This window comes from Streptomyces flavofungini, from assembly GCF_014650815.1.
Classification (GTDB): Bacteria; Actinomycetota; Actinomycetes; order Streptomycetales; family Streptomycetaceae; genus Streptomyces; species Streptomyces flavofungini.
The window spans coordinates 434,864-446,720 of record NZ_BMVR01000003.1 but is presented as its reverse complement, the minus strand read 5'-3'; the positions used below and the strand labels follow the sequence as shown (position 1 = coordinate 446,720).

General features: G+C 73.2%; 7 protein-coding genes. 3 read left to right on the top strand and 4 right to left on the bottom strand.

All coding sequences use genetic code 11. From position 1 onward, the window contains the following. Nucleotides 1–89 precede the first annotated feature (89 nt). Nucleotides 90–1,043 (top strand): LysR family transcriptional regulator, encoded by a 954-nt coding sequence (locus IE274_RS09255; RefSeq protein ID WP_190115127.1) that lies wholly within the window; start codon nucleotides 90–92, stop codon nucleotides 1,041–1,043. A gap of 15 nt (nucleotides 1,044–1,058) precedes the next feature. On the opposite strand, the gene IE274_RS09250 is transcribed toward IE274_RS09255, so the two are convergent. Beyond that, nucleotides 1,059–1,364 carry a trypco2 family protein gene (locus tag IE274_RS09250; RefSeq protein ID WP_229909397.1) on the bottom strand — a complete coding sequence of 102 codons (306 nt, stop codon included), beginning with the start codon at nucleotides 1,362–1,364 and terminating at the stop codon, nucleotides 1,059–1,061. A gap of 108 nt (nucleotides 1,365–1,472) precedes the next feature. Between IE274_RS09250 and IE274_RS09245 the strand changes: the two genes are divergently transcribed. Further along, nucleotides 1,473–4,709, top strand: a complete 3,237-nt coding sequence (locus IE274_RS09245; protein ID WP_190115126.1) for a trypsin-like peptidase domain-containing protein — start codon at nucleotides 1,473–1,475, stop codon at nucleotides 4,707–4,709. Nucleotides 4,710–4,850: 141 nt separating this feature from the next. Here IE274_RS09245 and IE274_RS09240 read toward each other — a convergent pair whose 3' ends face one another. After that, complete coding sequence (locus IE274_RS09240) at nucleotides 4,851–6,395, bottom strand: acyl-CoA synthetase (RefSeq protein ID WP_190115125.1); 1,545 nt, start codon at nucleotides 6,393–6,395, stop codon at nucleotides 4,851–4,853. A gap of 142 nt (nucleotides 6,396–6,537) precedes the next feature. Between IE274_RS09240 and IE274_RS09235 the strand changes: the two genes are divergently transcribed. After that, entirely contained in the window at nucleotides 6,538–8,982 is a 2,445-nt protein-coding gene (locus IE274_RS09235; RefSeq protein WP_190115124.1) for a penicillin acylase family protein, read from the top strand. 30 nt (nucleotides 8,983–9,012) lie between these two features. Here IE274_RS09235 and IE274_RS09230 read toward each other — a convergent pair whose 3' ends face one another. Both IE274_RS09230 and IE274_RS09225 read right to left on the bottom strand, forming a co-directional pair. Beyond that, nucleotides 9,013–10,563 (bottom strand): acyl-CoA synthetase, encoded by a 1,551-nt coding sequence (locus tag IE274_RS09230; RefSeq protein ID WP_190115123.1) that lies wholly within the window; start codon nucleotides 10,561–10,563, stop codon nucleotides 9,013–9,015. 109 nt (nucleotides 10,564–10,672) lie between these two features. Continuing rightward, on the bottom strand, nucleotides 10,673–11,791 hold the full coding sequence (locus IE274_RS09225) for an NAD(P)H-dependent flavin oxidoreductase (RefSeq protein ID WP_190115122.1): 1,119 nt from the start codon (nucleotides 11,789–11,791) through the stop codon (nucleotides 10,673–10,675). Between the last annotated feature and the right edge of the window lie 66 nt (nucleotides 11,792–11,857).

Here is an 11,857-nt window from a genome sequence, read left to right as displayed (position 1 = left end):
GCCGACGATGCAATCCCGGCGGCCGCCCAGTGATCCAACAACGGACCGGAAAGTCCGACAACCATCGGTTGTCACCTATGGTGGTGGGCGTGGATCTGGACATGGCGCAGGTGCGTGCCTTCGTGTACGCCGCCCAGGAGCTGCACTTCGGACGGGCCGCCGGGAAGCTGGCGATCACCCAACAGGCCCTGTCCAAGCGGATCGGACGGCTGGAGTCACTGCTCGGCACGAAGCTGTTCGACCGCCCCGGCCACGGGGTGGCGCTCACCGAGGCGGGGCGGGGCTTCCTCGAACCGGCCCGGCGCGTGCTGGCCGCCGCTGATGACGCGGTGGCGGCGACGGTACGGAAGGACAGGCCGCTGCGGGTCGACGTGTGGGGGCATCTGTACGCGCCGATGCGGACGCTGGCCCAGGTCACCGGACGGGGCCCGGGGCCGGAACCGGGCCAAGCCGCCGTACCGGCCCCGGAGCTGGAGCTCGGCCACGGCCGCGATCTCCCGACGGCGCTGGCGGCCCTCCTGCACGGCGACATCGACGCCGCCTTCGGCCGCGTCCACCCCCCGCTCCCCGCCGACCTCACACACCGCCTCGTCCGCCTGGAACCGGTCGACGCCGTCCTGAGCACCGACCACCCCCTCGCGGCCGAGCCCGCACTCCGGCCCGGCCAGCTCCGCGACAGCGTCCTGTGGGCCCCCGGAGCCCTGGACCGCCTCGACTTCCTGCGCCGGTTCGCCGACCGCTTCGACATCCGGGAACGGGCCGGAAGCGTCAACCTGGGCCTGCCCCACTTCCTCACCGAGGTGGCACAGCACCCGCGCCGCTTCTCGCTGCTTCCCGCCGACGTCCCCCTGCCGGACGTCCCCGGCCTCCGCTCCGTCCCCCTGGTCGACCCCACCCCGCTGTACGCCTGGTCCCTGCTGTGGCGCACCGGCAACACCCACCCCGGACTGAGCGCCCTCGCCGCCACGTGCGCCGGGGAGGCGGGGCGGAGCCGGTGGCTGGAGTACGACCCGGCCCGCGACTGGCTGCCCGAAAAGGCCTGAGCCCCGCGACGGCCCTCAGCGCTCGCCGTCCACCGCCTCACCCGCGACGTACGCGGTCGTCAACGTCCCGTTCCGGGTACGGATCTTGGGTTGCAGGGTCAGGGTGATCCGCTGGGTCCGCGCCGCGGAGTGCGTGGCGTCCGCCGCACCCTCCACCACCCAGAACCGGATCTTTCCCTGTCCGCCCGCCGTGCGCTCGGCCGCGACGGTCGCCTCGATCTCGACCGGGCCGAGTTCGAACTGGACCGGCTCGTCGATGCCGTCGGCCAAGGCGTCGTTCAGTTCCTCGCGCAGGGCGCGAATCATCTCGGCGAGTTCCACTGCCTGTCTCCCTGGCGTGCGCGACCGTCGTACTCTCGTCCATGTGGCTTGTGCCACACGGCAGTTGGTCGGGTGGAGCCTAGCCAGTCGCTGGCTCAGGTGGAACAGGTGGCGGACGTGTCCGGACTGCGGGCCGGTCAGGTGGCGGAGATCGTCGTGACGCACGGCGCGGGCGAACGCCGCGGCTCCGGCTACCTGGTGGGGCCCGGCATCGTCCTGACCGCCGCGCACGTCGTCACGGGAGCCCGCCACGCGCGCGTGCGGTTCGACGCCGACCGGCCCGGTGAATACAGCGTGACCGCGCACGTGCGGTGGCGGCACGAGGGTGTTGATGTCGCCGTTCTCGGCGTGCCGTCGCGGCAGGTGCCGAAGGCCGGCGCGGCGCGCTTCGGCCGGGTCCCCGAGGAGGACCTGCTGCTGCGGTGCAGCGCGGCGGGCTTCCCTCGCTTCAAGTTGCGGGAGCGGAAGGACGGTTCGCGCTACCGGGACTGCGAGCACGTCCACGCCGTCTGTTCGGTGCTGGCCAACCGCCGTGAGGGAACGCTGGACCTGCGTGTGGCCCAGACCGTCCCCTCTGCGGCAGGAGCCCGCCCGGTCTCGCCCTGGGAGGGCATGTCCGGCGCGGCGGTGTTCAGCGACGGACACATCGTCGGCATCGTCTCGCGCCATCACCTCGGCGACGGGTCCGGTCGGCTCGGGGCTTCCCGGGTGGACCGCTGGGCCGAGACCCTGTCGGCGGACGAACGGGGGCAGTTGGAGGAACTCCTGGGCTGTCGGCTGACGCTCGACGCCCTGGAGGGCGTACGGGAACAGGCGCACCGGACGTCGTCGTACGAGCAGGCCGGTCAGCTCGACCACTATCTGGCGGCGGCCGAGCGCTACGCGGGCACGCATCCCTACGACGACGTGTCGTTCGGCCGCACCCCGCCGCTCGCGGACGTCTACCTCCGCCGGTGTGTCAGGAGGCGTCTCATCGAGCACCCGCAAGGGAGTCAAGGGGGTCAAGGGGGTCAAGGGGGTGAAGCGAACGAGGGAGCGGGGACCGTGGGAAGCCGGGATCGGCTGACCGCCCGGCTCTTCGAAGAGGTCTCCGCCGAGGAGGTGTTCACCAGCGAGGAACCCTGCGTCGTGGTCGCCGGAGCCGGTGGCGGCAAGACCAGTCTGCTGCGCCGCTGTCTCGCCCTGGGCATCGAGGCCCGTCGGCGCGGCGAGGCCGACGAGGTGAGCGTTCCCGTACTGGTTCCCGCGGCGGCGCTGGCCGGGCAGCCCCTCGCGGAGGCTCTCGCGGCCGCCGCGACCGCGGAGTTGGCGCCTTTCGGGCTCCTGGAGACGCTCTCCCCGGCGCTGTTCAGCAGGGGCCCCGGCCCCGGGGCACGCTGGACGGTGCTTGTCGACGGGCTCGACGAGATCGCCGACGTCAGTGTCCGCCGGAGCGTGCTGGGCAATCTCGCCGCGCTCAGCGAAGGTGCCCCGGCGGGCCCGTTCCGGTTCGTCGTCGCCACGCGGCCGCTCGCCGACGAGGAGTTGGAGAGCTTCACGCTGCACTTCGTGCTGAAGCCGTTCCAGGACCACGATGTGCGAGACCTCGCCCAGGTGTGGTTCCGCTACCTGGGGCTGCCCGATCCACAGCGGGCGGCCGACCGCTTCCTGACCGTCCTGGCACGGGCGAACCTGGCCGAGCTGGCGAGCAGTCCGCTCATGGCCACCATGCTGTGCCGCCTCTACGCGGCAGGGCCGGACGGGGCGCTGCCGAGCAGCCGGGGCGCGATCTACCGCAGCTACATCGAGCTGCTCGACTGCGGCCGCAACCCCGCCGGTCTCGTACGGGTCCGGGCCCAGACCCGCGCCGCCCTCCAAGGGCGTGGCGACCAGGCCCTGAGGGCCGTCGAACGCACCTTGGACCAGCTACCCGCCCTGATCGCCCAGGTCGCGGACGTCCTGCACGGCGACAACCGGCGGTCCGCGATCGACGTCCTGGCGAAGCTGCCCGCGGCGGAGCAGCCCTCCGCGGTCCCCCCGCGGGAGTGGCTCGCGTTCCTGGAGGCCGCGCTGCGCGGCAGTGGACTGCTGACGGCCGGTGCCGGGCGGCTGGAGTTCTGGCACCAGACGCTGCTCGAGTTCCTGGCCGCGCAGCACGCCCTGGCCGACGGCGCCCACGCGCTGGGGCCCGCACTCAGGCGCGTCTTCGAACGCCAGAACCCCGATGCGTCGGAGTGGCGCGTCGAGTACGGCGTCCGCATCCCCCACGAGTACCTCTCCTACATCTCCTTCCTCCTGGACGCGGCATCGGAGAGCGGCGACCCGGAGGCCATGAAGCAGATCAGTGAGCGCCTGTGCCACCTGGTCAATGCCGACTACCCGCTGCTCGCCTGCGAGTTCGTCGTCCACCTCGCGCGGTTCGGTGCCGCGCTGCCTCCGCAGGTCGTCACCACCGTCGTGGACACGGCGCTGCGGCTGCTCAGGACCGGTGCCGCCCACCCCTACGAGTACCAGGAGGGCGAGGAAGCCGTGGACGTCGTGCTCGGCGTGGGGCACCCCGACGCCATCGGGATCTGCGCGGACCTCGTCAAGGATCCCTCGCTCGACGACCGTGCCGCCATGTGGGCGGCCCGGGCCCTGCCACGCGCGGGCGGCGCAGGCGGCGTCGAGCTGTGCGTGCGCCTCGCCTCGGACCCCGCCCTGCCCGGGACCGTGCGCGTCAGATCGGCGCGTGCGCTGGCCGGATGGGATCCGCGCGGCGCGGAGCTGTGCGCCGCGCTGGGGCAGGACACCGACCTGGACGACGAGGCCCGGGTGCGGGCGCTGCGCGCTCTGGTGCGGCTCGGTGACCCGCGCGCCGCCGACCTGTGCGCGGACCTCTGCGCGCAGCCCACGCTCAGCGCGACGCACCGCACCTGGATGGCCATCCTTCTGGTCTCCGTCAGGGACGCGCGCGGAGCCGGCCAGTACGCCCTGCTCGCCGCGGACGCCCGGCTGGATCCCGCGCGCCGCCGACGGATCGTCAAGACGCTGGGCCGTCTCCCGTTCCCGCGTGCGGCCGATCTGTGTGCCGGGCTGGCCATGGACGACTCCCTCGTCGGACAGGTGCGGGTCGCCGCCGCCGAGGCCCTGCTGGCCCGCTGCCCGGACGCCCGCGCCATCGCCCTGGCCACGGCACTCACCGCCGACGCCGGTCTGCGGGACGGGCACCGCGTCGCGGCGGCCCGCGCGCTGGCGCACCGGTCGCCCCGGCAGGGAACCGCGCTCTGCGCCGCCCTGGCCGCGGACGAGAGCCTCAACCCGCACGCCCGTGACCAGTTGTGGCGGCTGCTCGCCGAACTCCGGAGCGCCCACGCCGCGCCGTGAGGGGCCCGCGCCGTGCGAGGCCCGCGCCGTGCGAGGCCCGCGCCGTGCGAGGCCCGCGCCGTGCGAGGCCCGCGCCGTGCGAGGCCCGCGCCGTGCGAGGCCCGCGCCGTGCGAGGCCCGCGGGTTCGAGCGGCCCGCCGGTCAGCCCGAGCCGAGGCTGTCCCGCAGCTCCCTCTTGAGGATCTTCCCGCTGGCGTTGCGCGGCAGGGCGTCCACGAACACCACGCGCTTGGGCGCCTTGAAATGCGCGAGCCGTTCGCGGGCGTGGGCGATGAGTTCGGCTTCGGTGACGTCCTCGCCGCGTACGACGACGGCGGTGACGGCCTCGATCCAGCGCTCGTCGGGGAGGCCGACGACGGCGGTCTCGGCGACGGCCGGGTGGGTGTAGAGCGCGTCCTCGACCTGGCGCGAGGCGACGAGGACTCCCCCGGAGTTGATGACGTCCTTCACCCGGTCCACGACCGTGAAGTAGCCCTCCGCGTCGCGCACCGCCAGGTCGCCGGAGTGGAACCAGCCGTCGCGGAAGGCCTCGGCGGTCTCCTCCGGCTTGTCCCAGTAGCCCTCGCACAACTGCGGCGAGCGGTAGACCACTTCGCCCCGGGTGCCGTCCGGCACCTCCTTGCCCGCCTCGTCGACGACCCTCGCCTCGACGAACAGGACGGGCCGCCCACAGGACTCCATGCGGCCCTCGTGCTCGTCCGGGCCGAGGACGGTGGCGAGCGGGCCGATCTCGCTCTGGCCGAAGCAGTTGTAGAAGGCGAGGCCGGGCAGGCGGGAGCGCAGCCGTTCCAGGACCGGCACCGGCATGATCGACGCGCCGTAGTAGGCCTTGCGCAGGGCGCTCAGGTCGCGGGTGGCGAAGTCGGCGTGCTGGGACAGGCCGATCCACACGGTGGGCGGCGCGAACAGGCTGTCGGCGCGGCCCGCCGCGACCAGGTCGAAGATCCTTACGGCGTCGGGCGCGTCGAGGATCGTGTTCTCGGCGCCGACGGCCAGGTACGGCAGCAGGAACACATGCATCTGGGCCGAGTGGTAGAGCGGCAGGGAGTGCAGCGGCCGGTCGGACTCCTGGAGGTCCAGGGCGTGCACGGCGCTCATGTACTCGTGGACGAGGGCCCGGTGGGTGAGCATGGCGCCCTTGGGGGCGGCCGTGGTGCCCGAGGTGTACAGGAGTTGCGCGAGGTCCTCGGCGTCCGGTGCGGGACCGTCGTAGGGGGCGGTGGTCGTGAGGCGGGCGAGGAGTGCGTCGTCGGCGTCCCTGAGCGGCAGGACGGCCACGTCCTCGGGGAGGCGGTCGGCGAGGTCGGGGTCCGCGAGGACGAGCGTGCTGCCGGACTGCCGGACGATGTACGCGAGGTCGTCGCCGGTGAGGTTCTGGTTGACCGGGACGTGGACGAGGCCCGCGCGGGCGCAGGCCAGGAAGCCGATGAGGTAGGCGTCCGAGTTGTGGGCGTAGGCGCCGACGCGGTCGCCGGGGCCGAGGCCGGTGGCGCGCAGGACGGCGGCCGCGCGGGAGACGGCGTCGTCGAGTTCGGCGTACGTCCAGGAGCGGTCGCCGTAGTGGAGTGCGGTGCGGTCCGGTGCCCGGCGGGCGCTGCGCCGCAGGACGCCGTCGACCGTGCTGCCGCGCGCCCCCGTGGTGGCCGTGCCCGCCCCTGTCGTCGCCCCGCCGCGTTCACCCGTCATGGGCGTGATCCTGCGGGCGGCCAGGTACGCCGGTCAAGGCCCCCGCACCGCGCGCGTCGCCGCTGGCCAGGCGCTCCGGACAAGATACATACCGCTTGGTACGCTCCAACGGCCACTGCTCTCACACCAGTTGGGAGGCTCTATGCGCATCCGCACCAGACCCGTCGTGGCGTTCGGCGCCGCGCTGCTCACCGCCTCGGCGTTGCTGTCGCCCGTCGCGGCGGCCCAGGACGACGACAGCCCGCCCGGCGCCCACCCGTCCGGCGGCGGCCTGTCCGCCACGATCCGCTACACCGAGTACGGCATCCCCCACATCCGCGCCGACGATTACGCCGACCTCGGCTTCGGCACCGGCTGGGCACAGGCCGAGGACCAGGTGTGCACGCTCGCCGAGGGGATCGTCACCGTACGCGGCGAGCGCTCCCGGTACTTCGGCCCCGACGGCGACCCCGGCGGCGAGCTGTCGTCCGCAAGCACGAACCTCACGAGCGACCAGTACTTCCGGGGCGTACGCGACGCGGGCACCGTGGAACGGCTGTACCGGCAGTCCGCCCCGCTCGGCATGAGCCGCGAGGGCAAGGAGCTGACGCGCGGATTCGCCGCGGGCTACAACGCCTGGCTGAAGCAGAACCGCATCACCGACCCGGCGTGCGCGAAGGCCGACTGGGTGCGCCCGGCGACCACGATGGACCAGGCCCGGCTCGGCTACGCCGTGTCGGTGCTCGGCGGCGAGGGCCGCGGCATCAACGGCATCGTCGCGGCCACGCCCCCGGGCGCGGGCGCCGAGCCAACCGGCGCGGACGCGACGCGCCGGGCGCCGGACCCGGGGAAGGCCGCGAAGGCGGCCCGCGACCTGGTCTCCCCCGGCCCCGGCAACGCCGACATGGGCTCCAACGCCGTCGCCTTCAACGGCACCACCACCGCCGACGGCCGCGGCCTGCTCATCGGCAACCCGCACTACCCCTGGCACGGCGGCCGCCGCTTCTGGCAGTCGCAGCAGACCATCCCCGGCGAGCTGAACGTGTCCGGCGGCTCGCTCATCGGCACGCCGGTGGTCAGCGTCGGCTTCAACGGGCACGTGGCGTGGAGCCACACCGTCGCGACGGGCGTCCCCTTCAACGTGCACGAGCTGACCCTGGACCCCGCGGACCCGACCGCGTACCTCGTGGACGGCAAGCGCGAGCGGATGACGAAGCGGACCGTCACCGTCCCGGTCAAGAACGGCACCCCGGTGACCCGCACGCAGTACTGGACCCGTTTCGGCCCCGTCGTGACCTCGCTCGGCGCCGAACTGCCGCTGCCCTGGACGAAGACGACGGCGTACGCCCTCAACGACCCCAACTCCCGCAACCTGCGCGCCGGGGACACCGACCTCCGCTTCGGCCAGGCCCGTTCGACCCGGGGCGTCCTGCGCGCGCTGCGCGACACCCAGGGCCTGCCGTGGGTCAACACCGTCGCCGCCGACCGGCACGGCGACACGCTGCTCACGCAGTCGCAGGTGCTGCCCCGGCTCACCGACGACCTCGTCGGGCGCTGCTCCACCGCCCTCGGCAAGGCCACCTACCCGGCGGCGGGCGTCGCCGTCCTCGACGGGTCGCGCGGCCGGTGCGCGCTCGGCACGGACAAGGACGCGATCCAGCGGGGCACGTTCGGCCCGTCGCGACTGCCGACGATCAAGAACGCCCCGTACGCGGAGAACTCCAACGACAGCGCCTGGCTGAGCAACGCCGACCAGCCCCTGACCGGGTACGAGCGGGTCTTCGGCACCATCGGCACCCAGCGCTCGATGCGCACCCGCGGCGCGATCGAGGACGTCGCGGCCATGGCCCGGCACGGCGACCTGACGGTCAAGGACCTCCAGCGCCAGCAGTTCGCGAACCGCGTACCGGCCGGTGACCTCGCCGCGGCCGATGCGGCGCGTGCCTGCGCCGCGCTGCCGCCCGGTGCCGCGCGGACCACCGACGGCAAGGCCGTCGACGTGGGCGAGGCCTGCCGGGTGATCAAGTCCTGGGACCGCACCATGGACACGTCGAGCCGGGGCGCGCTGCTCTTCGACCGGTTCTGGCGCGCCCTGACGGCGAAGGTGCCGAACGCCCGACTCTGGAAGGTGCCGTTCTCCGCCGCCGATCCGGTGCGCACCCCGAACACCCTCAACACCGACGCACCCGCCTTCGCGACGGCCCTCGCCGACACGGTGACGGAGCTGACGGCAGCACGGATTCCGCTCGACTCCCGGCTCGGCGAGCACCAGTTCGTCGTACGGAACGGAAAGCGGCTGCCGATCCACGGCGGCACCGAGTCCCTCGGCGTCTGGAACAAGATCGAGCCGCGGTGGAACGCGGCGGGCGGCGGCTACACGGAGGTGGCGCACGGCTCCAGCCACATCCAGGCCGTCGGCTGGGACAAGTCGTCCTGCCCCAAGGCCCGCACCCTGCTGACCTACTCCCAGTCGTCGAACCCCCATTCGCCGCACTACAGCGACCAGACACGGCTGTACGCGGACGAGCGCTGGGTGACGTCGCGCTTCTGCGAGAAGGACATCCGCAGCGCGCCCGGCCTGCAGGTGGTGCAGGTCCGCCAGCGCTGACACCCACCTGGGGGCGGGAGCGCGGCGATCTCACACCGCCCGCTCCCGCCCTTCCCAGTACGGCTCCCGCAACCGCCGCTTGTACAGCTTGCCGTTGGGGTCCCGGGGCATGGCCGCGACGAAGTCGACGCTCTTGGGCCGCTTGTAGCCCGCGAGTCGGCGCTCGCAGTGGCGCAGGATGTCGGCGGCGAGCGCGTCGTCCGCCGGGTGTCCGTCGGCAGCCTCGACGACGGCCTTGACCTCCTCGCCCCAGTCGTCGTGCGGGATGCCGAACACGGCGGCGTCGGCGACCGCGGGGTGGGTGAGCAACGCGGACTCGATCTCCGCCGGGTAGATGTTGACGCCGCCCGAGATGATCATGTCGATCTTGCGGTCGCGCAGGAAGAGATAGCCGTCCTCGTCCAGGTAGCCGAGGTCGCCGACGGTGAAGAAGTCGCCGATGCGGTTCTTGCGCGTCTTCGACTCGTCCTTGTGGTACGAGAAGCCGCCGGTGCTCATCTTCATGTAGACGGTGCCGAGTTCACCGGGCGGCAGCCTCTCCCCGTCGTCGTCGAAGACCGCCAACTCACTGATGGGCCAGGCCTTTCCGACGGTCCCCGGCTTCTTCAGCCAGTCCTCCGCGGTGGCGAACGCGCCGCCGCCCTCGCTGGCCGCGTAGTACTCCTCGACGCACGCGCCCCACCACTCGATCATCGCCCGCTTCACATGGTCGGGGCAGGGCGCGGCCCCGTGGATGGCGTGCCGCATCGACGACACGTCGTACGCCGCCCTGGTCTCCCCCGGCAGGGCGAGCAGGCGGTGGAACTGAGTGGGGACCATGTGGGTGTGGGTGCAGGCGTGCTCGTCGATGAGGCGCAGCATGTCCTCGGGCGCCCACCTGTCCATCAGGACGAGGGGGTGGCCGATGTGGAGGGCCGCGCCCGCGAACTGGAGCACGGCCGTGTGGTAGAGCGGCGAGCACACCAGATGGACGTTGTCGTCGAACGGCTTGATGCCGAAGATGCCGAGGAAGCCCCCCAGGTAGGACTCCTCGGGCGGCTTGCCCGGAAGCGGGCGGCGGATGCCGCGGGGGCGTCCGGTGGTGCCGGACGTGTAGTTCATGACCCAGCCGAGGGTGCGGTCGGCGGGCACCGACTCCGGCTGTCCGTTGACGAGTTGGGCGTACGGCCGGAATCCCGGTACGTCCCCGACGGCGTAGCGGTGCGTCGCGGGGAGCTTCGCCTCGTCGGCCGCCGTGGTCGCCGCGGCGGCGAACCGCTCGTGCGCGATGAGGACCTTAGCGCCCGAGTCGGCGACGATCCAGGCGATCTCCGGGCCCACCAGATGGTGGTTGACCGGGACGAGATAGAATCCGGCCTGGCTGGCGGCGAGGTACGCGGTCAGGAACTCCACGCTGTTGGGCAGCACGACGGCGAACGCGTCGCCACGCTCAAGACCGGCCGCGCGCAAGCCGTGCACGAGCCGGTTGACGTCGGCGTGCAGGCGGCCCGCCGTCCACTCCGCGCCGCCGGGGTCGACGAGGACGGTACGGCCGGGGTCGGCACCGGCCTGGGCCCAGAATCCGTTGGGCGGGGTGCTCATCGGGTCTCCTCGGGGGGTTGGCGCGGGGCTTGGCGGAGGTGTGGGGTGCGGGGCACGGGGGGGGTGGCGCCCCGGGGCGTCGGCCGGGCGGCCGCCCTTCGTGCCCCCCTCAGGCCCGTCCCGCGATCCGGTTCAACCGCTCGACGGCCCGCTCGAAGCCCCGGGTCAAGTCGTCGAACACGGCCTGGACGCTGCGCTCGCTGTTCATCCGCCCCACGATCTGCCCGACAGGCGTACCGAGCAGCGGCTCCACCTCGTACTTCTGGATCCGCGAGACGGCCTCGGCGACGAGCAGCCCCTGCAGTGGCATCGGCAGCGTCCCGGGCCCGGCCGGGTCGTCCCAGGCGTCGGTCCACTCCGTACGCAACTGCCGTGCGGGCTTGCCCGTCAGTGCCCGGGAGCGGACGGTGTCCCCGGACCCGGCGGCGAGCAACTTCCTCGTCAGCGCGGAGGAATGGAGGTCGGCCTCCGTCGTCGTGAGCCACACCGAGCCGAGCCACACACCCTGCGCGCCGAGCGCGAGGGCCGCCGCGACCTGCTCACCGCTGCCGATGCCGCCCGCCGCGAGCACCGGCAGCGGCGCAACGGCCTCGACGGCTTCGGGCGTGAGCACCATGGAGGCGATCTCGCCGGTGTGGCCGCCCGCCTCGTACCCCTGCGCGACGACGATGTCGATCCCGGCGTCCGCGTGCTTCCGGGCGTGCCGGGCGCTGCCCGCGAGGGCGGCGACGAGGACGCCCTGCTCGTGGGCGCGTTCGATGACGTCGGCGGGCGGGGAGCCGAGGGCGTTGGCGAGGAGCTTGATGGGGTAGTCGAAGGCGACGTCCAACTGGCCGCGCGCCACCTGCTCCATCCAGCCGGTGATGCGCCAGCCCGACGCCTCGCCCTCGGCCAGCCCCGGCACCCCGTGCTTGGCGAGGGTCTCCTCGACGAACTGCCGGTGCCCCGCCGGGATCATCGCCTCCACGTCGGCCTCGGTGAGCGCCTGCCCGCCCGGCGCCTCCGCCTTCTTCGCGGGCATGACGACGTCGAGCCCGTAGGGCAGCCCGTCCACGTGCTCCTGCATCCAGTCGAGGTCCCGCGCGAGGTCGTCGGGCGCGGTGTAGCGGACCGCGCCGAGCACCCCGAACCCGCCCGCCCGGCTGATGGCGGCCGCCACGGCGGGGAACGGCGTGAAGCCGAAGACGGCGTACTCGACTCCGAGTTGCTTGCTCAGCTCCGTCTGCATGCGCGCAGGATGCCGCAGCGGCCCGGCCGAGGGAAGAGGTTTCTGATGCAGTGTCAGATAATTTAC